At 39.4% G+C, this 25785-nt stretch carries 25 protein-coding genes and 2 pseudogenes; 8 read left to right on the forward strand and 19 right to left on the reverse strand.

Annotation, left to right across the window (positions count from 1 at the left end):
- The 10 genes from D0T84_RS16185 to D0T84_RS16230 form a co-directional block, all read right to left on the reverse strand.
- Window positions 1–1454 (reverse strand): DDE-type integrase/transposase/recombinase (locus D0T84_RS16185; protein ID WP_163308903.1); only part of this gene is annotated, 1454 nt, incomplete at its 3' end.
- Entirely contained in the window at window positions 1447–1665 is a 219-nt protein-coding gene (locus D0T84_RS16190) for a hypothetical protein (RefSeq protein ID WP_163308904.1), read from the reverse strand. The genes D0T84_RS16190 and D0T84_RS16185, both read right to left, overlap by 8 nt.
- A gap of 1 nt (window position 1666) precedes the next feature.
- The gene (locus D0T84_RS16195) at window positions 1667–1861 is read right to left on the reverse strand and encodes a hypothetical protein (protein WP_163308905.1); all 195 of its coding nucleotides are present in this window, start codon (window positions 1859–1861) and stop codon (window positions 1667–1669) included.
- Window positions 1858–2025 carry a hypothetical protein gene (locus D0T84_RS16200; RefSeq protein WP_163308906.1) on the reverse strand — a complete coding sequence of 56 codons (168 nt, stop codon included), beginning with the start codon at window positions 2023–2025 and terminating at the stop codon, window positions 1858–1860. Before D0T84_RS16200 ends, D0T84_RS16195 begins: the two co-directional genes overlap by 4 nt.
- Entirely contained in the window at window positions 2012–2308 is a 297-nt protein-coding gene (locus D0T84_RS16205; protein ID WP_163308907.1) for a hypothetical protein, read from the reverse strand. The genes D0T84_RS16200 and D0T84_RS16205 overlap by 14 nt, the downstream gene beginning before the upstream one ends.
- Window positions 2305–2724, reverse strand: coding sequence for a hypothetical protein (locus tag D0T84_RS16210; RefSeq protein ID WP_163308908.1), 420 nt, complete (start codon window positions 2722–2724; stop codon window positions 2305–2307). Before D0T84_RS16210 ends, D0T84_RS16205 begins: the two co-directional genes overlap by 4 nt.
- The gene (locus D0T84_RS16215; protein ID WP_163308909.1) at window positions 2721–3179 is read right to left on the reverse strand and encodes a Rha family transcriptional regulator; all 459 of its coding nucleotides are present in this window, start codon (window positions 3177–3179) and stop codon (window positions 2721–2723) included. Before D0T84_RS16215 ends, D0T84_RS16210 begins: the two co-directional genes overlap by 4 nt.
- Before the next feature lie 115 nt (window positions 3180–3294).
- The gene (locus D0T84_RS16220) at window positions 3295–3567 is read right to left on the reverse strand and encodes a hypothetical protein (RefSeq protein WP_163308910.1); all 273 of its coding nucleotides are present in this window, start codon (window positions 3565–3567) and stop codon (window positions 3295–3297) included.
- Window positions 3568–3697: 130 nt separating this feature from the next.
- Window positions 3698–3853, reverse strand: coding sequence for a hypothetical protein (locus D0T84_RS16225; RefSeq protein WP_163308911.1), 156 nt, complete (start codon window positions 3851–3853; stop codon window positions 3698–3700).
- 32 nt (window positions 3854–3885) lie between these two features.
- Window positions 3886–4095, reverse strand: coding sequence for a hypothetical protein (locus tag D0T84_RS16230; protein WP_163308912.1), 210 nt, complete (start codon window positions 4093–4095; stop codon window positions 3886–3888).
- A 65-nt stretch (window positions 4096–4160) separates the two neighbouring features.
- Between D0T84_RS16230 and D0T84_RS16235 the strand changes: the two genes are divergently transcribed.
- Together D0T84_RS16235 and D0T84_RS16240 are read left to right on the forward strand one after the other, a co-directional pair.
- On the forward strand, window positions 4161–4928 hold the full coding sequence (locus D0T84_RS16235) for a S24 family peptidase (protein ID WP_163308913.1): 768 nt from the start codon (window positions 4161–4163) through the stop codon (window positions 4926–4928).
- Window positions 4918–5337: a hypothetical protein gene (locus tag D0T84_RS16240; RefSeq protein WP_163308914.1), complete on the forward strand. Its 420-nt coding sequence runs from the start codon at window positions 4918–4920 to the stop codon at window positions 5335–5337. Before D0T84_RS16235 ends, D0T84_RS16240 begins: the two co-directional genes overlap by 11 nt.
- Window positions 5338–5476: 139 nt before the next feature.
- Here the strand turns inward: D0T84_RS16240 and D0T84_RS16245 are convergent.
- From D0T84_RS16245 to D0T84_RS16275, 7 genes and pseudogenes are all read right to left on the reverse strand, one after another.
- Window positions 5477–5974: pseudogene (locus D0T84_RS16245) on the reverse strand (DUF4141 domain-containing protein); the annotation flags it as partial.
- A gap of 126 nt (window positions 5975–6100) precedes the next feature.
- Window positions 6101–8599 (reverse strand): TraG family conjugative transposon ATPase, encoded by a 2499-nt coding sequence (locus D0T84_RS16250; protein ID WP_163308916.1) that lies wholly within the window; start codon window positions 8597–8599, stop codon window positions 6101–6103.
- Complete coding sequence (locus D0T84_RS16255; RefSeq protein ID WP_163308917.1) at window positions 8596–8928, reverse strand: DUF4133 domain-containing protein; 333 nt, start codon at window positions 8926–8928, stop codon at window positions 8596–8598. The genes D0T84_RS16250 and D0T84_RS16255 overlap by 4 nt, the downstream gene beginning before the upstream one ends.
- 11 nt (window positions 8929–8939) lie before the next feature.
- Window positions 8940–9236, reverse strand: a complete 297-nt coding sequence (locus tag D0T84_RS16260; RefSeq protein WP_163308918.1) for a DUF4134 domain-containing protein — start codon at window positions 9234–9236, stop codon at window positions 8940–8942.
- 136 nt (window positions 9237–9372) lie between these two features.
- Window positions 9373–10038, reverse strand: a complete 666-nt coding sequence (locus tag D0T84_RS16265; RefSeq protein WP_163308919.1) for a hypothetical protein — start codon at window positions 10036–10038, stop codon at window positions 9373–9375.
- Window positions 10032–10445 carry a DUF3408 domain-containing protein gene (locus D0T84_RS16270; RefSeq protein WP_163308920.1) on the reverse strand — a complete coding sequence of 138 codons (414 nt, stop codon included), beginning with the start codon at window positions 10443–10445 and terminating at the stop codon, window positions 10032–10034. The genes D0T84_RS16265 and D0T84_RS16270 overlap by 7 nt, the downstream gene beginning before the upstream one ends.
- A complete protein-coding gene (locus tag D0T84_RS16275) occupies window positions 10438–11211 on the reverse strand; it encodes a ParA family protein (RefSeq protein WP_163308921.1) in 774 nt (257 codons plus the stop codon). The genes D0T84_RS16270 and D0T84_RS16275 overlap by 8 nt, the downstream gene beginning before the upstream one ends.
- A gap of 694 nt (window positions 11212–11905) precedes the next feature.
- On the opposite strand from D0T84_RS16275, the gene mobA reads away from it, so the two are divergent.
- The 3 genes from mobA to mobC are packed head-to-tail and all read left to right on the forward strand — an operon-like array spanning window position 11906 to window position 15644.
- Window positions 11906–12349 carry a conjugal transfer protein MobA gene (mobA, locus tag D0T84_RS16280; protein WP_163308922.1) on the forward strand — a complete coding sequence of 148 codons (444 nt, stop codon included), beginning with the start codon at window positions 11906–11908 and terminating at the stop codon, window positions 12347–12349.
- Entirely contained in the window at window positions 12334–13587 is a 1254-nt protein-coding gene (gene mobB, locus D0T84_RS16285) for a conjugal transfer protein MobB (protein WP_163308923.1), read from the forward strand. Before mobA ends, mobB begins: the two co-directional genes overlap by 16 nt.
- 56 nt (window positions 13588–13643) lie before the next feature.
- Window positions 13644–15644 (forward strand): conjugal transfer protein MobC, encoded by a 2001-nt coding sequence (gene mobC / locus D0T84_RS16290; protein ID WP_163308924.1) that lies wholly within the window; start codon window positions 13644–13646, stop codon window positions 15642–15644.
- A 100-nt stretch (window positions 15645–15744) separates the two neighbouring features.
- On the opposite strand, the gene D0T84_RS16295 is transcribed toward mobC, so the two are convergent.
- Both D0T84_RS16295 and D0T84_RS16300 read right to left on the reverse strand, forming a co-directional pair.
- Window positions 15745–18270: a DEAD/DEAH box helicase gene (locus tag D0T84_RS16295; protein WP_163308925.1), complete on the reverse strand. Its 2526-nt coding sequence runs from the start codon at window positions 18268–18270 to the stop codon at window positions 15745–15747.
- On the reverse strand, window positions 18267–19217 hold the full coding sequence (locus D0T84_RS16300) for a DUF1837 domain-containing protein (RefSeq protein ID WP_163308926.1): 951 nt from the start codon (window positions 19215–19217) through the stop codon (window positions 18267–18269). The genes D0T84_RS16295 and D0T84_RS16300 overlap by 4 nt, the downstream gene beginning before the upstream one ends.
- A 206-nt stretch (window positions 19218–19423) precedes the next feature.
- Here D0T84_RS16300 and D0T84_RS16305 point away from each other — a divergent pair, with 206 nt between their 5' ends.
- The 3 genes and pseudogenes from D0T84_RS16305 to D0T84_RS16315 all read left to right on the forward strand — a co-directional run.
- Complete coding sequence (locus D0T84_RS16305; RefSeq protein ID WP_163308927.1) at window positions 19424–20815, forward strand: DUF3945 domain-containing protein; 1392 nt, start codon at window positions 19424–19426, stop codon at window positions 20813–20815.
- A 209-nt stretch (window positions 20816–21024) separates the two neighbouring features.
- On the forward strand, window positions 21025–21462 hold the full coding sequence (locus tag D0T84_RS16310) for a DUF1896 family protein (RefSeq protein WP_163308928.1): 438 nt from the start codon (window positions 21025–21027) through the stop codon (window positions 21460–21462).
- Window positions 21452–25714, forward strand: a pseudogene (locus tag D0T84_RS16315) (N-6 DNA methylase); the annotation flags it as partial. The gene D0T84_RS16310 and the pseudogene D0T84_RS16315, both read left to right, overlap by 11 nt.
- Between the last annotated feature and the right edge of the window lie 71 nt (window positions 25715–25785).

A 25785-nucleotide genomic window follows, 5' to 3' on the forward strand; every position in this document is an offset into this window, starting at 1 on the left:
AGCGGTGTATTCAGGTATCTGCAGACAATATTGTCGGTTTCCCGGCAGGCATCATCGTAATTGAATTTGTTGTCTGTAGCCCATTTGCGCATGCTTGCAACATATTCTTTGCTTCTGTGTGCATATCTGCGTGTTGACTTGATACCTTCACCATAATACAGATCACTATCCATCATGAACACGTTCTGAAGCGTATCCCACCAACGTTCGATGTGTGGTTTGCCATCAGCCTTGTGTGTCACAGTCATTATGGTGCCGGCTATGCGCATATAGGTTTCGATGCGTTGCCATTCTGCCGAATTATGCCCGGGGAAACGGTCGTATATAAATTCATAAGGCAGATACCCGGCGGTGCGCACTGCCATTGCCAGCGCATTGATTACAGCCGTGGCGCTTTCTTCGTAACAGTATTCCCATCCCAGAACCATACCACTCATTACATCACGCACGGCAATGATATATAGGAACTTTTGTCCTGTCACCTTTTTACCGTCTTTGTTGATGTAAGTGGCCCGGTGGTCGATGATATTCACACGTGTACCGTCTATCTGCCAGCAGTCGCCGGCAAACAGCGCCGATTGTGTTGGCACATAGGCGCGGTATTTGTGGTTGAACCTGCTGTTTGCACCGTAACGCTGCTGTGTGATGTATTGCATTTCAGGCAAAGTAAGGTAATCGCTAATCCAGCGAACCGAAGGAAAGTCTGTCATGCCATGCTGTACACTCATCCTGCGTATTTGCCTGAATATGTATGCTGCTGAATAGTTCTTCTGGCTTTCAATCAGGCCAACCAGCCAGCTTTTCAGTATATCATTATTTACATGTTTTGCGCGGTTCCGGTTGCCTTTGTTCTTTTCCTTGATGATGTCGGTGATCGGTGTTCCTGATGCGTATGCCTGTATTTTGTCACGCAGGTTGCGCCAGGTCTTTGGCAGGTACTTTATTTGTTGAATATCAATCTCGTTTGCCAGCTTTTCAAAGAAGGCTGATTTGGAGAAAGAAATGTTGTTCATCGCTATATATAGGCTGGCTTCGTGTATGATGGCTGCCGATGTGGCAATGTCCTGTTTTTTGAATGCCGGAAGAAATTTTGTATAGCTGCTTTGCCGGGCAGCTGCAACGATGGCTGTGCTGTCATCGCTTGTTTCCTTTGCATATTCTATCAGTTGGGCCAGCGGCAACAGCTTGCTTTGCACGGTAGCCGGCAGATTGTTGTACGAAAAGTAGCAAGCGTTCAGTATATCCTGGTGTGTCCACGAATAAGCCCCTTTGTTGGCCAAACATTTGGCTTTGCGCAGATAACCTTTACTCATGCCTGTATTGTCCAGGATGTAATCCTGCGAAATGTACAGTTGTGAATTATAGTTTATGATGTCGCTTGTTTTCATATTATATTTTTTTGTTCCTATGCCGGGAATCGAACCCGGCCGCGAACCGTTTAGGATTTTATCCATTCACTAAATCACCGTTATAGTTGTAGGTGACAGTATGGTAAGGTGTCTCTATCGTATGCAGCCAGAACCCATCGGGTGTGGCTTCTTTAGCATACCTGATGATGGTTTCTATTTCCATATCATCAGCTATTTCGGCTTCCGATACCCTTCCCAAATCTTCCCAGCGCGGGCAAAACGGGTTTTTGTTTCTCCAGGTTACTTTTGCTTTCATATTACTTTAGTTTAAATAGTTCCGATATTTTTGTTTCAAACTCATCAACAGCCTTTTCCACCTCCTTTTTGCCTGTATTCATCAGGTGTGTGGATATGCCCAACAGGGTTACGGATATCAGGCCCTGTACGATATTGTTGGTTGCCATCAGCGCCAGCGCCAGCAGGAATAGAATGATAGATAGTTTAGCTTTCATACGCTTATTATAAGAGTTTCTATTTGTTTTTCATTCATCCAAAATGTTCCGTTTATATCTGTAAACCAATATCGGTTACCTTCTCGTCCGGTATAAGATACAATCCTGTCGGGCTGCCCTTTTATCTTATACATTTCTTTATAAATCAATTCAATAGCTTTCATAATAGTAGCTGTTTTGTAGTTGGTTGTAATCTTCTACCAGTACCAGGCGGCTGGCTTTCTTCCGGTAGGTGAGGTACCTGTACTTGAAAGCCCTCAACATATAAGGTGTATAGTCTTTTATGCTGATGCCTTCGTTAAGGATACGGCTGTAGATACTAAAGAACACATTGCTCAAGATATCTTCGTCGAACGTATATGTGCGCATCAGTATATTTCTCAGATACGGTTTGTTCTTCACATACCAGCAGGCAAAGGCATCTGCGTTAATACGGTTTTCGTTCATAATACCAAGTCTTTAAGTTTGTTTTTCCGGCTTGTGTCGGTGCCGGCTTTCAAGGCCCTGTCGTATTCCCAGCACAGGGAGTTGTAACGGTCTATCACCCGGTTCCATGCTTGCCCGGCTTCTATGCCCTTGCTTATCAGGTCCTCCACCTGTGCTATTTCGGCCTCTATTTCCGCTATTGGCCTGCGTTGCGGCTCATACAGCCTTCCGGCAGCCTCTTTTGGCTGCTTAGGCTGTTTGCTGTTCACCGCCAGCGGCTTACTGCTTACTGTTGCCTGATTCATCAGTCCCAGTTCCCCGGCTTTCTTGTTGATGCGGTAGGCTGTTTTCTTCAGCTTGCCGGTCAGTGTAGCCATGTCGGGGTAATGCTTGCGCAGGATGTGCAGTTCCTTCACGCTCCATGTTGTTGCTTTCATGGCTTCAATGGTTTAGCGGTTATCATGGCTGTGTAGTATTCTATCAGGCCTGCCATGCGCACGCGGGTGCGCTGGTTGGGTATGCGCACCAGCTCTTTGTACATCAGGTTCAGGAAGTCTTGTGTGAGTTCTTCGAGGCTCTCGGGCTGGTAGATCAGCAGGGCGGTACGTTGTGCTGCCTGCTCCAGTTCTTCCCAGCGTATCACCAGACGCGCACGCGCCTCGTCGTTGAACTTGGTAGCGATATACAGGCACTCGGTTTTAGATAGCTGGTACATAGGCAATGTGCGGCCTGTAGCATCTTTGTATGCACTGAGTCCAAATTTGGTCCCAGTAACTTTTACCCATGCCGGTTCCATCGTGCGGATATCTCTCATTACATGGTTGTGACTCTTTCCTGTCAGACCTGCAATCTCGCGGCTGCTCATTGTTTGGATGTTGGTTAATTGGTTCATAATTGGTTATATTTGTGGATATTAAATTTTTAAATGATGAATATGGTAGATCTTAATATTTACTTCGAAGCAGAAGTGTGCGATAAAAGTCGCCGGCGCACCATCGAAAGCCTTCTTAATACTGGTCTTTCACCTCTTTCAAAATCTTGTCCATTTCAATATCAGATTGAATTCTTTGATCAACCTGTTTCAGAAGTAGACCTAGAGTTTGATTCAAAAACTCCGTTTGTGTCGGTTCATATTCAATGCAAATTGAAGCGGTTATGCAATTATTACCATTTTGTTCAGATGATGAGCGGTTACTTCGGTTTGTTCGCATCCACGGATTTAGTCCAGAATGACAGGTTTGTTGTTCGTTGACAGTCAATGTGATTGATAATTTTTTCATAATTGGTTTTTTATTGGTGAATAACATTGTTCCCGTGGTGGCCTCGAACCACCTGTAAGCCTGCTACTTTCGGGATAAATGATTAACTTTAGGCTGTCTAACTCAAAAAATTAATCAGTATGAATGACAATCAGATAGATGGGTAAAACTCATATACTTTAAATCCGTAACAGGCAGGGGTGTACAACTCCTTTCGGTAAAGCAGAATACCCAATAGGCGGTATTCTGTTTTTGTTCCTATCACTGTGTTCTTGTCTACAATCGGACGTGTTGTTTTTCGTATCATCGCTTTGCTTTTTAGGAGGTTGGTAATAGGGTTTAGTTCATTATCGCGCTTTGCGCCTGATAGTAGCGTGTAGCTATTTCGGCTACTTCATCGTTCATTGTGCGTGTTCCATTCAGCATTTTGCGTATGGCCTCGGCCGAATAGGCTTTTTGGCCGCGCTCACGCCTACTTTTGTTTACAATGGATGCAATGCGTACTGCATCACCGTGTTGTTTGAATTTCAAAAGATTTGATAGTTCCATATTTTTGATAACTTTGTATTAATAATGGTACAAATATAGATAATTAATTAACCTAAACAAACAAAATGGATAATAATTTATCCTACATAAAGGAAAGAATATTAACCTATGCTGATTATAAGGGGATTGCCAAGTCGGATTTCGTAGAGGGCATTGGTATGACTTATGGCAATTTTAAAGGAAGTAATAAGTATAGACCTCTAAATTCTGATGCGATAGAAAATATATTAACCTCTTGTGTGGATTTAAATCCAATGTGGCTTCTTACTGGTCAAGGTTCGATGCTAAAGACAAACACAAAGGACTTCCCAGATATCAGAGAAGATGTACGTGTTGTTTCAGAATCAAATAATAGTTATGAAAGAAAATTGATACCTTTCTTTGATGGCATAGTAGAAGCTGGTACGCAGACCGTTGCTAATATGGACGGTACATATCCCACCGAAATGGTTGATGCGGGCGACTTCTTTCAGGATGCTACAGCTGTGATGGCGGTGCATGGTGATAGTATGTTGCCAGATTATAAACCGGGATCGTTGGTTGCATTGAAGGAGGTGTATGATAAAAGGCAAGTAATACCGGGGCAAGATTATGTTATTGAAACATCTGAATTTCGTGTAATTAAGCGTATTCAGAGCAATCTTGAAGACAGGACAAGCTGGCTGGCATGTTCAACCAACGAAGAAGTTTGGGAACAAGGTATAATGAAAGGCAGGCAGATACACGAACCTTTTCCAGTGTTCATTGATGATGTAAGAAAGCTGTACCTTGTATTGGGGCAAATACAAAGAAATCATAGTAGTAAGATAATATATGGCAAATATGAAAAATAAAGGCTGTTTAATAGCTATTGGGATAATACTCATTTTATTGGCAACATCTGTTATTATTGGAGTTGCAACAGATTGGGGTACTAAAGGCAAGCCAAAGTTACCGGAATATGAAGTTCTGGAAAGTAAGCGTTATGATGTACCTGCTAAATCACAAGTATCTTTGCGTGTAGCTTTGGTTGACACAGCAACTGTTGATGAGCAAATAAAAGATTTACTTCATTCGTTGGTTGGAACTATGAGTAATATAGATATGAAATACCATGATAAGCCGACAAATGTATATGTGTACATTTATAAATCAAAAGACATTTATAATACAGATTCATCACATTGGATGATGATGTATCAAAAAAGTTATCATGATAAAGAAGGTACATATACCTATGAACCTTTATTGCCATTCCGATAGCTAATATAGTTCAATTTGTTACCAAAAGTGCTTATATTGAATTGCCGAAAGGTAACAAAAAATGTCTGTATTGAATTGCCGACAGGTAACAATTTTTGTGCGATTAAGTGCTTATATTGAATTGCCGATTAAGGTTCAGCATCCGATCATAAGCACTGTCGACAACTTCCATCCGTTCTTTGTCGGTCAATGACAGTGTAGAAATATTGACCACTCCTTTGAGTTCGTTCAGTACATCATTGCTTTGCTCCAATAACTTAGCATAACCTAAAGCAATGGCATTGAGTTCCTCTACTGTGTAGTTGGGATCGGACATCATCTTTTGGAAGTTATTTACATAGATGTCGGAAATATCGCCTACCATCAGGATAGTCTTCTGCACTTTCTTTGCATCCTTAACTAAGTTATTGACAGACTTTAGGGCATCGTAATACTGCTTCCCCTGCTCGTAAATCTTGACTGTCTCCTTAAAATTCGACACCATATTTTGAGCCGTCGTTGTAGTCTGCACCACCTGACGGGTGGTATTAACGATTCCCTGTGCCAGATTGGACGGGTCAAACACTGCCCATTGGGCACTCATTTCGCCAGCGAAAAGCACAAGGCTCACGCACAACATGAAGATTTTTGTTCTCATATTGAATATTGTTTTAATGAATAAAAAATGATTAAGGTCTCAGACCTATTTGTTGACTTTGCAAGCATAACAGCAACAGTCTGTTATCACTGGAAAACACGTCATTAAATACGTTCTGTTGCTTATTTAATGTTTCTGCTTACTCGCTGCCAGTTGTTTTATAGCGAGTTCAATATCTCCGCCTAACGTTTCGGCTAAACGGAAAAGTTCGAGTTTTTCAGTTTCTTCAGTGGTGTACGTGTAATATTCCTCCAATGAAACTTCGGTAGCATAAACCGCCGATTGCATACCTCCCAAGCCAATCCAGACTTCTTTGTAAACCCGATTCGGATTGTTGGACATATTGATGGATAGTATCTGCGATTTCTCTTTTTCGGTCAATCCCAACATCGCCTGTATTGAATCAAACTTATTCATATACTTGCGTTGGTCCAAGAGAATCTTACAGTCAGAGTTATTGATAATCGCTTCTTTGACAATGGGAGACGAGATTATATCGTCCACTTCCTGCGTTACTACAATGGCTTCCCCGAAGAATTTACGGACAGTTTTAAATAAATATTTTATGTAATCTGCCATCCCTTCTTTGGCAATTGCCTTCCACGCCTCCTCTATCAATATCATCTTTCGGATGCCTTTTAGCCTACGCATTTTGTTTATAAAAGTTTCCATAATGATGATTGTGACTATCGGGAAGAGGATTTTATGGTCTTTTATGGCATCGATTTCGAAGACTATAAAGCGTTTATTTAACAAATCCAACTGCTTATCCGAGTTCAGCAAAAAGTCATATTCTCCTCCTCTGTAGTAGGGTTCAAGTACATTCAGAAAGTTAGCAATATCAAAATCTTTTTCCCGAACTTTTTTCGCATCGAGGATTGCTGCATAGTCCGTTTGCACAAACTCATAGAAGGTATTGAACGAAGGAACGACCGATTTGTCATACTTGAGCCGATCAATATACAAGCTGACCGCATTGGATAATGCCACTTCTTCGGCACGGCTCGGAGGTTCGTTATCCCGCTTCCACAGTGTAAGAATCAAAGTTTTGATAGACTCTCGTTTCTCAATATCGAACACGCCATCATCGGTATAGAAAGGGTTAAAAGCAATGGGATTTTGCTCCGTATATGTGAAGTAAACACCGTCTTCTCCTTTGGTCTTGCGATTAATCATTTCGCACAAGCCCTGATAAGAATTACCTGTGTCTACCAACAAAACGTGCGTTCCCTGCTCGTAATACTGCCTGACCATATGATTGGTAAAGAAAGATTTACCACTACCAGACGGACCAAGTATAAACTTGTTTCGGTTGGTAATAATTCCTTTCTTCATGGGCAAGTCGGATATATCCACATGGAGTGGTTTTCCTGTTACCCGATCTACCATTTTGATACCGAAGGGAGATGGCGAAGATTTGTAATTCGTCTCAGCCACGAAGAAACACAAAGCCTGTTCTATAAATGTGTAGAAACTTTCCTCACTCGGAAAGTCGCCTTGATTTCCCGGAATGCCTGCCCAAAACAAAGTTGCAGTATCAACTGTATTGTGTCGGGGCTTACATTCCATCAGAGCCAACTGGCTACCCACATCATTTTTGATACGCTTCATTTCTTCGTAATCATCCGACCATGCTATCACATTGCAATGGCAACGGATAGAAGTCAGACCAAAGCTGTGGGCTTCGTTCAGATATTCTTCAATCCAAGATTTATTGATTTGATTGGAACGGCTGTACTTCGACAATGAATGCATATTACGTGCCTGCTTCTCAAATCGTTTCAGGTTTTCCGTATGGTCATCAATAAAAATCCACTGATTGTAGATGTGGTTGCAAGTTAGGAGTACACCTACCGGAGCAGCAAAAGATAATCGGCAATCGCTTCTATCGGTAGATAATCGTTCATAACGAATATCCGTTTCTACTTTGCTCGGTAGATCTTCGGCATCGGACAACGTATGCAGACACAAATATTTATCGCCGATTTTCATTTCTCCCGCTCCGAGCGACATATCTTGCAGACAAGTGGTATCCTCCTGAGATAGCGAAAAATACTTCTCTACAATGCCTGCTTCGTTTTCTGTCCCAACAATCTCATCGGTTGTCAGTCTCGTCAACTTGATAAATCCGCTATCGTTGATAATGCGTTCAAACTGTTCGACACTCTCCAAAAATTTCAGACTTGTTTCCTTATCCTGAATTTCTTTGGGAACCATAAAGCCACGAGTCAGAGCGTTGAAGCTACTTTGCTGTCTGGCTCTATCCTTTGTCGTTTTCGTCAGAAACAAATAACTGGTATGATTCAGATAGGGACGTTCATTGAAATGACGCTCGAAGCTACGAGACAAGAAACTCATATCTTCCTTCTGAGTTTCAGCCTGATAGTTTTCCTGTATAAACCAATCCTGTTTCAACAGCACCGAATAATTGGGCAACACTTTGATGGCTTTTAGCCACGATGCGTGCATAGCTTCGTACTCGGGCGACGTTACTGTAAACAACTCGGGAAGCTCCACTTTGTAAGCAATCGTTATATCGGCATCTTTGCTGATAATACAATCGTGTTCTACCGATAGTAGCGGAAATTTATTTTCCAAAGTTGCTGCTTTTAGTACATTCCTCATTTTTTCTTCTTCTTTTTAATCCGAATAAATAGTCGTTGTATTCGTAGGCGACTGATGATGTATTTGGGATGATTGGCTGTGGCTTGTATTTTCATCAAGCCGTGTTCTCCATATTTATCATTGAGATAAAATGTGCCCCAGACCAACGTTCCTGCCGTCACTATGCCAAATCCGATACAAATCATTTGGTCAATGCCGCTCATATACATAATCACAAAGACCACGAATACAGCTAATAGTCCTCCTGCGAAAATAAACAGGTATTGAGATTTCAAACCCCGAAATTCCGCAGGCTTTCCGATTCCTTTGTTAATGGAATATTCTGCCATAATCAATCTGATTATAAGAAGAATGAGCGAAGAATAGTAGCTGCAACTATCAAGAAGATACATGCACCAAACCATGAAGCCGCTGTTTTAGAGGTGTCGGGATCGCCACTCGAAAATTTGCTATACACTTTTACGCCTCCGATGAGTCCTACGACTGCCCCGATAGCATAAATAAGTTTGGTTGCCGGATCGAAATAGCTGGTTACCATATTGGTGGCATCAGTAATCCCCTGCATACCATTTCCCTGAGCGAATAGCGATGTACCGGTTGCCAATATAGCAAATAGAAAAAATAGTTTCTTACTCATAAAATTAATTTGAAAAACTATGGGGATTGGATCGTCCCCATAGTTGGGTTAAACTTGAAAACTCGAAAAAATTAGTGGTTCTTAAATTCTACACTTACATCTGCATAGGCTACCTCCTTTCTTTATTTACCATTCGTTAGAAATAATCATCGGCATTAAAATTCTTATACTCTTCCGACTCATTCAGATGAGAAGCGAGACCTGACTCAACATAGCCTGCATTTTCTTCTGCGTGCTGTTGAAGACGAAGTCCGATGAGTGATGTTATCCTGACAGATAATTCCCCTTTTGCCGAAACCATCTTGTCAACCAATTCGGTGTTGCGATTTTCATGCAAAACCTTTCCTGCCTGTTGCTCCTCTTCTTCGGATGCGGTCTTGCTGTTAATAGTTCCAACAGTATTCATCATTACATCGTAGTCCATCCCTCCGGCAGTATAAACTTCTTCCCCTGTGTATGCAGTAATTTCGTCTTCTTCCTCTTTCTCATCAACTACTGTTTCTGTGGGGTCGGCATCTATGACCAAGTCCTTCGGTTCAGGCTCACTCTCATCCTTTGACGGGTCAAATGTATGTCCTTTTTCTTCTGTTCCATCCGTTTCTAAGTAACTGTCATTCAATGTCATCATTTGTCTTCTATCGGGCATACTTTTACCGACTCGTCCGATTCGTTTTCCCTTCTTTTCGGATTTTTCTTCATCCTTTTTAGGTGCAGCAGTGTTTTTTCGGATGGATATGTTGTATTCCGATAGTTTTATCAGAATAATGCCAACAATACACCCAATCATTATAAATTCTACCATAGGTCTAAGTCAATTAAATCGTCTCTCTCGTTTCTATTCAAGGTATTTATCTCCTCCTTATATTTTTCCAAATGATGTTTGAGTACATTATCTATATATCCACCCACAGAGGCATCATCATCGGCTATACGTTTGATAATCAACTTGACCTTCTCGTGTACCAATTGGCTGACATAGATGCTTTTTCTCTCACGGATTTCATTTCGGCACAAGAAAGTGGTAGCATAATCTTCGGTATTATTGCTTCGCTTGCTCCGTCTGTTGGGTGCAGGCTCTTTTACCTTTTGAGGTTCAACGTTTTCGACCTTTTCTTCTTTCTCAATCGGAATTTTTCCTTCTTTTTTATCCCCGATAGATGCCAGTAGGAAATCTTCATCAATTTCTGTCTCTTTCTCTTTTTTAGCCATTGCCACCTCCCTTCACGATAGCCAGAAGTTCGTCTGCAACCTGATCCAAATTGCTGCCCTTAATTAGTTGCTTATCGGCAGGCAGTAGCGTGGAGCGGAAAACAGGCTTATGCTCTGTCGTTATTTCGTGGCGAAAACGTTTCGTATCGGGCAAATAGGATTTCATCACTTGCAATCCTAATTCATCGATCACTTGCTCGTACACATCGTAGAGATGATTGCTCTCCCGAGCATCGACCAGATTCCAAAGCAGATGCAGACTTTTGATGTTTCCTTTTCCGGTGGTTATAATCTGTTCATTGATAAGCCCTGCATATTCTAAGGAACTTTCCAAAACCATACGATCAGCGGTTATGGGCGTTATTATGTAATCCATTTGAGCAAGGGTACTCAATACGCCTTTGGCATTCATTGTGCCGGGTAAGTCGAAAAAAATGAAGTCTAAAGGGGTTTCCGATTCTTGGAGAATCTTTTTTGCTGTTTCAATAGCTTCGTGTGCTCGGCTCACTTCGATGGGGTAAGCCCTTTTGTTTAGGGTCTTACTTTGCTTATAGAAAAGCGATTTGTAATGCGGATCTTCGGTAACAGACCTCTTGTCTCTCAATCGCATACCATTGATACTATATTGCGGATAATCACAATCGACAACTGCCACATTGTAGCCCTGCGAATAATGCAGGTAACTGGATAATAATACGGTCAAAGCTGTTTTGCCGATTCCTCCCTTTTGGGTAGAAATGGCGATGAATAATGTTTTTTCTTTCATACAATACTGTTTTAATTAAGTAATTCAATCATTTGTTAATTCTGTCAATCACGAGTTAGTTATGGCATTCTTCCATGTATTCCATTACACATTTGTGTATGATAGAACTCAATCATTCTCTACTGTTCTAATGAATTAGTGACATCATGATGACACTAATTCATGGGGTAATTCACTCAGTAGTCCATTCAATAAATCATACACTATTTTCTGTATTCATTCTTGATTTAACACATTCAGAAATTAGTGCAGTCAAGAATTAGGGGTATTATTCAATAGGTACTGAAAGACCTCAATACTGAAAGAATGATTGAACGAATCGGTTCGCTAACTCAATGATTAATTCACACAAAACAACATAGAAATCGGGTAGATTCTATCGGTTCTAAATTAACTGTCATCTAATGACATCTGTTGTCATCATTTGTCCGATAAGTCTATGATAACCTTTTGATTAATGGACTCTACCTTTGTAGCGTGATGATAATCTCTCATTTTCGGGTTGGCTAATCTCGTCCCGAAATTAGCTTTTGTGGCAATCCATCAAAGGATGGATTTTAGTATTCGTCAGAATACGGCAAGGTATGTTTTGAGCCGCCCGAAATACTTTCTAGCCGCTCAAAACCCTTGCCCCTTACAGGGGAGAAAATCATTCCGAAGTCATGATTTTTATTTATTAAATCTTTATATAGCTATGGTGCAAAACAATCAATCAGGTAGACGAAAAGGCGGCAGAAACCCCAAAGAGAAGCCTGCCGTATTTCGCTACTCCATTCGGATGAATGTAGATGAGAATGATAAGTTTTTGTCTCTATTCGAGCAGTCGGGAGAAACAGTCAAAGCCCATTTTATAACCTCCTGCATTTTCAACAGACCCATAAAAGTGGTCAAGATTGACAAGGGGGTGCAGGATTATTATATGCGAATGACAACTTTTTTCGGGCAGTACCGTGCCATCGGAACGAATTATAATCAGGTAGTGAAGGCATTGAAATCAAATTTTGCGGAGAAAAAAGCATTGGCTTTTCTCTATAAACTGGAAAAAGCCACACTCGAATTGGTGGCTTTACAAAAGGAAATGATGCTACTAACGGATGAGTTTGAACGGAAATACGGACACTTATGGTTGCAAAAATAGGTAAAGGAAGTTCCTTACATGGGGCATTATCTTACAATCAGGAGAAGGTAAAAGAGGAACAGGCGAAGGTGCTTTTTAGTAATCGTGTGATGATGAATCGGGATGGTTCTGTAAATATGTATCTGGCGCATCAATCCTTTGCTCCCTATTTGGATGCAAATAAAAATACAGAAAAGCCAGTATTGCATATATCTATCAATCCTCATCCCGATGATGTGGTATCGGATGAGATGTATAGCGAGATTGCCCAAAGCTATATGCAGAAAATGGAATTGGGCGACCAGCCCTATATTGTATATAAACATGAGGATTTGGATAGACAGCACATTCATATCGTGACTGTAAATGTAGATGAGAATGGAAAGAAAATCGGAGATTCCAATAATTTCTACCAATCGAAAAAAATCACTCGTGAATTGGAGAAGACCTATAATCTACATACTGCTGAAAAGAAAAAGCAATCCGAAGACTTACCCACACCCAAACGGGTAGATTATCAATCGGGAGATGTGAAAAAGCAGATAGCCAACACAGCCAAAGCACTTATCAAAGGTTACCGTTTTCAATCGGTCAATGAGTATCGGGCTTTGCTTTCACTCTATGGGGTTACGGTAGAGGAAGTCAAAGGCGAAGCAAAAGGTAAAAGCTATAATGGCTTGGTGTATTCGGCAACAGATGCCAATGGCGAAAAGGTCTGTAATCCGATCAAGGCTTCGGCAATGAGTAAGAGTGTTGGCTATGATGCTTTGCAAAGTAGATTGGAGTATTCGGCTAAATATATGAAGGAGAATAAGGTATATGATTCGCCCAAATTGGTAGCCCGTTCTGCAATAGATAATTATACGAATAAACAGAATTTCTTAAATGATTTGGCTAAAAATGGAATTAGCCTTGTATTTCGGGAGAATGCCGAAGGTCGTATTTATGGGGCAACTTTTATAGACCATCAGAATAAAACAGTGTTCAATGGCTCAAAGATGGGCAAGGAGTTTTCGGCGAATGTATTTAACGAGTTATTCAAAAATGATAGTCCCAATGAACGGCAGGCTACAACAAACTATTCAGATAAACAGAAAGACAATTTTGTAGAGAACACAGACTATGAAAATAACCAAGATTCTACACTTATTCCGTCTCTTTTGGAGCAACATGGGGTAAACTACGAAGATGAAGCTTTTGCCCAAAGGATGGAAGCCGAAGAGAAGAAACGCAGACGTATGAAATTCAGAGGATTTTAAGGTCATGGACCTATTTTGTTTTACAATAATATCAACACTATTAATTTATAAAGAATATGCAGAACGAGGATGATTTGAGAGGACTCGCCAAAGTAATGGAATTTATGCGAGCCATTAGTATTTTATTTGTAGTAATCCATATTTATTGGTTTTGTTACCAAGCAATATTGGATGGTGGTATTAATATCGGTGTAGTAGATAAAATCCTACTCAACTTTCAGAATACAGCAGGATTGTTTTCACATATCCTTTGGACGAAGCTGTTCGCAGTGGTGTTTCTGGCTCTATCCTGTTTAGGTACGAAAGGTGTAAAAGAGGAAAAAATAACATGGAATAAGATATACATATTCCTGTTCTTTGGGTTTATATTCTTCTTTCTCAATTGGTGGATATTGGCTTTACCTCTGCCATTGATAGCCAATACTGCCTTGTATATATTTACAATGACAATTGGCTATATTCTGTTGCTGATGGGTGGATTGTGGATGAGTAGATTGTTGAAAACGAACCTGATGGATGATGTTTTCAATATGGAGAACGAAAGTTTTATGCAGGAAACACAGCTCATGGAGAATGAGTATTCGGTCAATCTGCCTACATTATTTCAATATCAGAAGAAACAACACAAGGGTTGGATTAATGTCGTCAATCCGTTTCGGGCAACGATAGTGTTGGGGACTCCCGGTAGTGGTAAGTCATTTGCAGTAGTTAATAATTATATTGACCAACAGATTAGTAAAGGTTTTGCTCTGTACTGTTATGACTTTAAGTATCCTGATTTATCGACTATTGCCTACAATAAGATGTTGCAATATGCAGATAGATATGAGGTTGATCCTCAGTTTTATGTTATCAACTTCGATAATCCTGAGTGTAGTCATCGTTGTAATCCCATCGCTCCCGAATTTATGACTGACATCTCAGATGCCTATGAATCAGCCTATACAATTATGTTGAACCTCAATAAGACATGGATTCAGAAGCAGGGCGACTTCTTTGTAGAATCGCCGATTATCCTACTCGCAGCCATTATTTGGTATCTCAAATTATATGATGGTGGTAAGTATTGTACTTTCCCTCATGCGATTGAATTTCTGAACAAGCCTTATAAAGAGATATTTCCTATTCTAACATCCTACTCACAATTGGAAAACTATCTTTCTCCCTTTATGGATGCATGGCACGGAAATGCACAAGAGCAGTTGCAGGGGCAGATTGCCAGTGCTAAAATACCTTTATCGAGAATGATTTCCCCACAGCTTTATTGGGTCATGTCGGGCAATGATTTTACGTTGGATATAAACAATCCCGATGCTCCGAAAATATTATGTGTTGGAAATAATCCCGACAGGCAAAATATTTATGGGGCGGCTTTAGGCTTGTACAACTCTCGTATCGTAAAGTTAATCAACAAGAAAGGCTTGCTTAAATCGTCTGTTATTATTGATGAGTTGCCAACTATCTATTTTCGGGGATTGGATAATCTGATAGCAACCGCCCGAAGTAACAAAGTGGCTGTTTGTTTGGGTTTTCAGGATATATCACAGTTGACTCGTGACTATGGGCGTGAAGAAGCGGATGTTGTAATGAATACTGTTGGTAATATATTTTCGGGACAAGTGGTTGGCGACACTGCCAAAAATCTATCTGACCGATTCGGAAAGGTATTGCAGAAACGGCAATCTATGACAATTAACAAGCAGGATAAATCTACCACTATAAATACACAATTAGATGCTTTGATTCCGGCGTCTAAGATTTCGACACTTACTCAAGGTATGTTTGTAGGTTCCGTTTCCGATAATTTTGAGGAACGAATCGAACAGAAGATATTTCATGCTCAGATTGTTGTAGATGCGGAAAAGGTATCTACTGAAACGAAGAAATTCGAGCAAATGCCTGTTATTCTGGACTTTCAGGAAGTTTATGATAAACCAATGAAAGATGTTATTGAGAATAATTATTATGACATCAAGAAAGATATAGCAAATATTGTCGAGGAGGAAATGGACCGGATTATGAAAGATCCGAAGTTGAGTAAGTTGGTAAAGAAATAGATTTTACTTAGAAAATAGTATCCATATTCTAATATATATGGATACTATTGGAGTTATTCCGAAGTTCAAATATTCTAGTAAGTTATAGATAGTCTCCTCCTCATAGAACCTTTTTTATATCTTCAATAATTATTGGGGATAGTTCTAATTGTTCTAAATTCTGCTCTTTAAGCCAAACCAGACCTTCCGCCTTAGACATCTGAGTATTAATAATATATTTGGTTAGTTCTATGACAGTATTTCGACTTAATCCTAACGATAATAATGACAAATGGGTTTTCTGAGAAACCCCAAATTCCAGCCATAAATTTAATTGAGGAATATCTTCAAGTAAATCTTGTCTCCCATGTAATTCTAAAAAATAACGAAGAATATCTATGTAACAACTAGAATCTTTTACAAACCTAAATCGTACAAAAGTTTCGACATCATCCATCACTTCCCTAATTACTACAGGGAGAGTTTTTACATCTTTATACTTTGACTTGCTTTGATAAGACTTATAACTGCTATTTATGAGATATGATAATGGTTTTCCTGTCATCCAATTTATAAGAAGAATCGCTCTAGATGCATGTAGCATGTGAGGATATTCAGATATTGTCTTACCTATTCGTCCAACCAAATTAGTATATTCCTCAAATGCGTTTTCATCACTGGGATAAACAGGTATTAATTCATCTATTCTGTTAATGTTATCCCCAAAATAATCAAATAACTTTTGTTGTGCTAATGGAGATATACCCGGATTACGTTTTATAATGTAGTCAGGAAGTTGTATTGTTGGAGCTATTTTCTGAAGTTCTAGTAATATAGCCTTGTGAAAAGGTGTTTGAGGGATTGCTTCTTTATTAATTATATATCGAATATAATAATACCCAAATGCAAATTCTAAATCTTGTCTTCTATTAGCCTCACTGCGTGGTGCTGAGTCTTGTATAAATTTCAGGAACTCATCTCCTTCCTCTTCTATAACATTAATTGCTCGTTTTATAACTTGTTTAGATTTATTGGGTTCAGGTTTTATATCCCAAGTATTGGGTTCAATGCATATAATGTTCCCACTAAATTCCTTGCCCCATCTGCCTGCACGACCAGCTAGATTCCAAAAATCATTTTGATTAAGAGGGTTGCGACGTCCTCTAGTAGGTCTTCTTATAAATATAGATTTTGCAGGTAAATTAACTCCTTCTAAAAGGGTTGATGTACATATGAGGTATTTTATTTTACCTTCTGTAAAAAGTTTTTCAATTTCTTGTCTAATCAATAATGGCATATTACCATAATGAAAAGCAATATTCTTTTGTAGAACTTTAGCTAACGTATAGTTGGGGTGTATAATCTGTTTTACTAATTTTATAAGTTCATTTATTTCATCTGAGACTTGGTTTTGCTCCAATAGATCAAATAATAGCAAAGATGTTCGTTCAGCATCAGCAGCACCATTGCAGTATATTAGGCTACCACTCTGACCATCTGAGAAACTTTCAGAAATAAGAACAATTTTATGAAGTTCTCCTGCTGGCTTATCTTTTAAATTGATAGTACCTATATCTATTGATTTTTCTACAGTACACATTTGCAGTCGCCACTGGTCTGGTTTACGAGAACGTTGTGTTGCATAGATTAAATTTTGATTGACAGCTACAAATTGTGTATTTACTTTATCTTTTTTACTATTATTTACAACATTATCAAGCAATATTTCAGGATTAGATGTATACGGGCTTGAAAAATACACTTTTACTTTTGGATTACGCTTTACCGTTTCTTCTAATTTCTGCTGAAGTAAAATACCTCTATTTCCATCTTCTATTTTATGAGCTTCATCAATAATGAGCATATGTATTGGAATGGATTCGCCTCCTATTAAAAACCAGTGTAACCTTTCTTGGGTAAAAACAAATACATTTGATTTATTTCGATCTATATCTTCCTGTGGAGGAACAGTAGAGATATTGACTTTCTCTTCCATTTTGTTCTTTTTTACCAATCCTCTCAAATCTGCCTCAACTTGACTTATCAAAGCTCGTGTTGGAACTAAATAGACAATATTCTTATTGCCATCCAATAATTCTTCCAGTAAAATAGTACAGAGAATAAATGACTTTCCTGCAGATGTTGGAGCTGAGATACTAATTGTGCCATTATTTGTATGAGCATCATAAACATCCTTTTGAAATCTATTTAAAGATATTAGTTGATTATTTATTAGAATTGAGTGCTCAAAATCGGATTTATATTTCTGTATTTTTAATGGAACCGGATAATTATTTTTGTAGTCTGAATTAATGTATTGTCTATCTATCGCCATTTTGATAGCTAGTTTATTTGTCAGACTATCTAATATTACAGCGGATGCATTCTTTTCATTCCCTGTGCAACTATCCAAAGTCAAACAAGTTTGAGCGATTCTTAGAGCAGCTTCTAAATGTTGACTGTTTGTTGAATAGCTTAATATGGAAGCTATGCCTAAAATATTAGACCAATCAATTACTCCCAGCAACGAACTCCTGTCATATGTCCAAGCTAATTGAGGCATTGTATCACACACTGATAAAATAAGCAATGCTTCGTATTGTCGCTTAAAGCTATTCAATTTGTATATTTTATCTGCAATCATCATTGTATAGTTTCTATGTAATACTTTCTAAATTGAGCAACCGAAGGGAAAGGCATCAAGAAAACATGTATTTCTTTTGTTTCTAGATTTACGTGAGCTTTTATTTTATCACTTAGTTTTTCATACCAATTATGATGTTCTGTTTCAATAAGACTTTTTATCATCATAGTGGTTTTAGTTAAGTCCCCTTCTGAAGGATATTTGTCGCAATCAAAACCAATAAAACAAATACCCTTATATACTACATTATTCGATAGATCGTCATCTTTATCAAAGTACCGCACTAACATATCTTCCAATTCAGGATTATTTATGTTAGAGGTTATATTTGAGGTTATTAGTTGTATATCTCTCTCTTGTGTCGTGCCATATCCTTGCGGGTCGAGTAAAAAACCTTTTAAACTTTCAAAACATTTTGTTATCGCATCATTAAGGTTTTGATACATTTTAGCCTCTGCCCAATACAAGTTTAGAAAACCTGTCATAATATCATATTTTACATGTATTCCATCTGCTCCTTGATAGTGTAGCTTTCCAGATGTTTTTAGAGACATCTTACTTATTAACTGTGGCAGTTTGAGAAATTCTTGAACCAATATATACAACAAAATTTCTCCACCTTCTCCTGTTTTCTCCAAATCAGTAAAAAGTCCCTTTGCTTTTTTCTTTAAAGCATCTATCTTTGATGGAGAATTAGTTTCAATAAAATACTTCTTTGCCTCATCTATTTCTTTTTTAGGTATTGCATACTCTACTATTTTAGTGTCAATAAAATCGACTAGATCCTTAACACGTAAATTTCCATTGGCATCAGTTTTAAGACAATGACAATAAGCTTTTGCTTGTGTATCAGCAATATCAACATTAAATGAAATTTGTTCTATTCGAGAATTTATTTCCCCTTTTGATTTAACAAATAAATGGTCTAATGCATTATCTATTCTATCCATGATAAACGACTTGAATATATTACACTGAAAGCTACAAAGTTACGAACTTTATGTGAAACATTATATATATAGTCCGCTTTATCCCAGACAAATGATGACACCAGATGTCATCTGATGACAGTTGCTTAAATATTAGCCATATACACACCCATTCATTCTAATTTAGTGAAGCATTGCTATTGATGCAACACTAAATTTCAATTATAATGAATGAAAAAGTAAACGACCAAGAAATTCTGCTGGTCACAGAAAAAGACAGTAATGACCTCAAAGCTGTTACGGGTATCAACGAAGACGGAACGCCCAAAACAACAAAACCCACCAAAGAAAATGAACCTGATTTTTTGAAGATTGATAAGAACTCCGACTTATTAGAGAACTTCTTCAAAAACTTCCTGAACCAGTACAAAGATCCGACACATTTCCAATTCTTTAAACTCCCCTTAGATTCGTTGGATAGCATACTTCCTGTTTTGAAAGAAATGCTGAACGATCCCGACAGTCCATCCAACAAAGAACAGATTGACGAATACAGAGTATTGCCCGAAGCCTTTGCTCCAAAACAATATCAAGCATTGGACGAATCCCGCATCAATTGGGATCAGTTAGCCCAACTTGGCATTACTAAAGAAAAGTTAGAGAAATTCGGTAACCTTGAACCCATGCTCAACTGGCAAAAATCTCCTACATTGGTTACCATTAAAACCGAAGCATTGGGCGAATCGGTCTATTCCGATGCACGCCTCTCGTTTCGGGAAGATGCTGAAGGCAATCTCAAACTGCGTATCCACAATATACGCAATGCTCCCGAACTCAACTATCCATTTATGGGAGCAACTTTCACACAAGAGGATAAAGATAATCTTCGTCAAACAGGCAATGCAGGACGATTGATTGAGATAGAACCCAAAGAGGGTATGAAGATGCAGGCTTTTGTTTCGGTTGACAAACTGACCAACGAATTGGTTGCCCTTCGTGCCGACAAGATAAAAATACCTGATGAGTATAAAGGTGTGAAACTGAACGATGAGCAAAAGAAAGACCTTGCCGAAGGAAAAGGTGTGTATCTCGAAGATATGAAATCGAAGAAAGATACATTCTTCAGTGCTACTATTCAGATAAATGCCGATAGACGAGGATTAGAAATTCATTTTAATAATAACCCCAAGCAGAACCAGTCTCAAAATCAGTCGGAAGAACAGGGCGAAGCCCCCAAGACCTTTCGCAAAAAAGAATTGACCGAAGACCAACGAGCCAGTCTCAATGAAGGTAAAACGGTTTATGTAAGCGGACTCACTGATAGGAATGGTAAGAACTACAATGGCTACATCACATGGAAGCCCGAAGAAGGTAAAACTGATTTCATGTTTGCCACAGATTACAAAAAAGCATTGGAGCAAAATCTCGTTAAACCTGATGACAGGCACAAAGTACAGGTTGCCGTTAATTCGGAGGGTAAGACCAACGAAGCCACTAAGAAAGTGAAAGAGCCATTGGAACAGGGGCAAACTGCTCCTACCGAAAAGCAAAAAGAGAAGCAGGAGAATAAGCAGGAACAGGAAGAGTCTCAACAGCAATCCCGAGGGGTAAGAAGATAAATATAAATCCCTATATTTACCACTGATTTCTACAACTTTACTTCATAGGCTGCTCTGTATCGGGAGGTACTTCGGTTAGCTTGTAACTTTGAGAAATTAGTGGAGGCACTTGGGACGGAAAACCCAAGTGCCGTTCTGCTTCTTGTAAGCAAATTCTCTGTAACACAATCTAAAAACGGTCTATTGACCTCCACTAATTTTCTAAAAAAATGAAATCCAAGAATAACTTAAAGGAGTTGTCCTATTATGGGCTACTGCTCCGTTCATACCTTCAAGAAAGCCATCCCGACAAAGCGGATGACATCAAGTTTATAAAATCCCGTGCCGATATTGCTGCCGAAACCTACACCAATACTATAAAGGATGGTTATTCGCATGATAGAGCCAGCGAAGCGGCTAGTCAAGCCTTGTATACTGGTCTGCTCTTTTCCAAACTCGATACGATTCGCCATATCCTCTGGGAAGAATTTTCGTATCTGTCCGAATCCGAAGTCAATACAAAAGCTCTGAAATTGCTCCCACTCTGTGAAGAAGTATTTACCGAATACACGCTACATGATGAGTTTGCCTATTCTTTTGAATACAACCAACTCTATACGGAACTGGTAGGTCAAATTGATTTATTGGAGGACGAAGATGAGTTATAATAAAAAGGCTCATCTGAGAGCCAACATAGAAGCCATCAAGGTACTTTTTACCCTTGAAAAAGAACAACGACGAGTTACCGAAATAGAGCAGGATGTGTTAATGGACTACACAGGTTTCGGAGGACTCAAATGTGTACTCAATCCTGTAAATAGTCTGGTTGATACCATCCATTGGGCTAAATCCGAGTTGGAATTATTTCCGATGGTTGCCGAACTGCATCAGGTTATCAGGGACAACACTGATTCGGCAGTAGAATATAAGCAATATATCAACAGCATCAAGAACTCGGTACTAACGGCTTTCTATACGCCTCCTTTGGTTGTACAAACTTTGGCAGATGCTTTTAGAGATAATGACATACAGATTAATAGCTTGTTAGACCCATCGGCAGGCATGGGCGAGTTTTCTTCCGCATTTTCCTTTCGTTACCTCAAAGCAGATATGGTCAATTTCGAGAAAGATCTGCTTACAGGTAAAATGCTATCTCATATCAATCCGGATGACAAAGTTATTGTAGATGGCTTTGAAACGATTGAGAGCCGTTATAATAATCATTTCGATGTGGTTACCTCCAATATTCCTTTTGGAGAGATGAGTGTATTCGATGCTGAATTTATGAAAACGGACAAATTGCATCGGGATTCTACACGAGCCATTCACAATTATTTCTTTATCAAAGGAGTAGAAACGCTTCGGGAAGGTGGACTTATGGCATTTATTACCTCTCAGGGAGTCTTGAACTCTCCTAATAATCAGCAAGTCAGAAAATGGCTGATGGATAATACCAATCTGGTATCGGCTATCCGATTACCCAATAACCTCTTTATTGAAAATGCAGGAACAGAAGTGGGCAGTGATTTGATTATTCTACAAAAGAATACACAAAAGCAGGAATTATCTGTATCGGAAAAGAAGTTTCTGACCACTTATAATCTCTCATCGGGAATAACCATAAATAACAGTTTTGAAAATCTACAACGCATCGTACATACCAAAGGCTTTACCGATACCGATCCATATGGCAGACCGGCACAAATATTCTTACACGATGGAGGAGTAAAGGGTATTTCGGCTGATTTGAAACAAATGCTGAATACAGATTTTAAATTAAATCTTGATTTGAATCTGTACAATAAGCATTCAATACCAAGTCAAAGGTCTACTCAAAACACACCTGTAATAAATAGCAATCCACAGCCAACAGAAGAAAAAGCGAAAGCTATTGAACTCAATGTATCGCAACCAACGATGTCATTATACGATCTGTTTGGATTTACCGAAGCAGAGCGAACACAGATAAAACCGACCAGAGGAAAGAAACGAACTCCTCCACCCAACCAAAAGCCTGTACAACTGAGTCTGTTCTCTAATAATAAGGAACAGAAAAAGACAGAGCCACAGCCACAGTCACAAATTGAGCCAACCAAAGTAGAGACACCCGAACTCTCAATGGAATCTCGTCCATTCACAGGAGAGTTGGAAAGCTACCACAAGCAGGGCTCATTAGTAAAAGATGATGGACAGATTGGCTACCTCAAAGAGCGTTACCGAACCGAAGCCATATTTCAACCATTGGATTTGCCCGATATGCAGCAATCAAAAATCGGTAGATATATTGAGTTGCGAGATGCTTACCATAATCTGTATGACTTTGAAGCGAAGAATTTGGTTGAGGAACCCGATTTACGAAAAAGCCTAAATACATCCTACGATTCTTTTGTCAGATTATATGGAAATCTGAACGAGAAGAAGAATTTGGATACCATTAAAATGGATACGGCTGGCGATGCTATTCTCGCATTGGAACGCCAGATAGACGATAAGTTTCAAAAAGCAGATATATTCCTAAAGCCTGTAACATTTAACCCCGATGAAGTAAAACATACCGAGACCTTTCGTGAAGCCTTAGTCGCATCCCTCAATAAATATGGCGAAATACGATTGGACTATATGACTTCTCTTTTGGAGAATAAAAATCGGGAGGATATAATCAAGGATTTAGAGGGGCAAATCTATTTTAATCCCATGTTGGGAAATTATGAAATACGAGATAAGTTTATCGCAGGCAATGTCATTGAAAAGGCAGAGCAGGTCAAAAGTTATGCCGATAATCATCCCAATGATCTACCCTCACAAATATCACTCAAAGCTTTGCAGGATGCTATACCACAGCCGATACGTTTTGAAGAACTGGATTTTAACTTCGGAGAGCGTTGGATACCGATGCAGACCTATCGGGATTTCGCAGCTCAACTGTTTGAAACGAATGTCAATATCGAATATTACGCATCTCGGGATGATTTTACAGTGACAGCCGAAAGGAGTAATCTGATTATCAATGAAAAGTTTGCCGTACAAAGCGAAAAGCAACTATTTACAGGTATTCATCTGATGAAACACGCTTTATTAAATACCTCTCCCAATATTACGAAAACGATTGAGGTTGTAGATAAAGAGGGAGAAACTAAAAAAGTAAAGGTTGCCGATCCCGAAGCTATACAGTTAGCTAACTCCAAGATAGACGAGATACGGAATGGCTTTACCGACTGGCTCAACGAGCAGTCTCCCGATTTCCAAAACAAGCTAGCAGACTTATATAACAAGAAATTCAATTGTTATGTACGCCCACAGTATGATGGCTCACATCAAAACTTTCCTGATTTGGATTTAAAAGCTTTAGGAATACCCGATTTATACCCGAGTCAGAAAGATTGTATCTGGATGCAGAAGTTAATGGGCGGTGGCATTGCCGACCACGAAGTAGGAGGAGGGAAAACCCTTATCATGTGCATCGCTGCCTATGAAATGAAACGATTGGGATTAGCCAATAAACCGATGATATTGGGATTGAAAGCCAATGTACACGAGATAGCCCATACGTTTAGAACAGCCTATCCGAATGCGAAGATACTTTATCCCGGCAAGGAAGATTTTACACCGAGCAAACGGATAAAGATTTTCAACGATATAAAGAATAACAATTGGGATGCGGTTATTCTCACACACGATCAGTTCGGCAAGCTGCCCCAATCTCCCGAAATGCAGCAACAGATATTTCGTGCCGAATTAGATTCGGTAGAAGAAAATCTTCGTGTGTTGGAACTGACAACAGGCAAATCTGCATCTAAACGTATGTTGAGGGGATTGGAAGTCCGCAAACAAAATTTAGAAGTAAAATTAAGTGTTCTTGCCGATACCATAAAGAATAGGACGGATGATGTGGTAGACTTTAAGATGATGGGCATAGACCATTTATTTGTAGATGAAAGCCACCAGTTCAAGAATCTGACCTTTACTACTCGTCACGACCGTGTGGCGGGATTGGGTAATCCCGAAGGTAGCCAGCGAGCCTTGAATATGCTCTTTGCGGTTCGTACCATACAGGAACGCACTGGTAAAGATTTGGGAGCAACATTTCTTTCGGGAACAACTATATCCAATTCACTGACCGAATTATATTTACTATTCAAATACCTTCGTCCCAAAGAATTGGAGAATCAGGGTATCAATTCTTTTGATGCTTGGGCAGCTATCTATGCCAAGAAAACGACTGACTATGAGTTTTCGGTAACCAATCAGATTGTACAAAAAGAACGTTTCCGCTATTTTATCAAAGTACCCGAATTAGCTAATTTCTATGCGGAAATTACCGATTTCCGCACAGCCAGAGATATCGGTATCGACAGACCCGAGAAGAATGAGATATTGTACAATATTCCTCCGACACCGCAACAGGAAATATTTATCCAAAAGTTGATGGAGTTTGCCAAAAGCGGAGATGCGACCTTGCTCGGGCGTGAGCCTCTATCGGACAGTGAGGAAAAAGCAAAGATGCTGATTGCTACCGACTACGCTCGCAAGATGTCATTGGATATGCGGATGATAAGCCAGCACTATGGGGACCATATAGATAATAAAGCATCGCATTGTGCTGCTAAGATTGCGGAATACTATACTAAATACGATGAAAAGAAAGGGACACAGTTTGTATTCTCAGATTTAGGAACATACAAGCCGAATGAGTGGAATCCGTATTCGGAGATAAAGCGTAAGTTGGTAGAGGATCACAAGATTCCTGCCCATGAGATACGTTTTATTCAGGAAGCCAAGACCGACAATGCCCGCAAGGCGATGATTGACGGAATGAACGAGGGACGTATTCGCATTATATTCGGTTCTACTTCTATGTTGGGAACAGGCGTGAACGCACAAAAACGTGCGGTAGCTATCCATCATTTAGATACGCCGTGGGTGCGACACGAAGTCGCGTAAATGATTGTTTGAAGTTCCGCTCCACGAGTTGGAATGGAACGATTGAACCT

Source organism: Dysgonomonas sp. 521 (assembly GCF_010501055.1).
Taxonomy (GTDB): Bacteria; Bacteroidota; Bacteroidia; order Bacteroidales; family Dysgonomonadaceae; genus Dysgonomonas.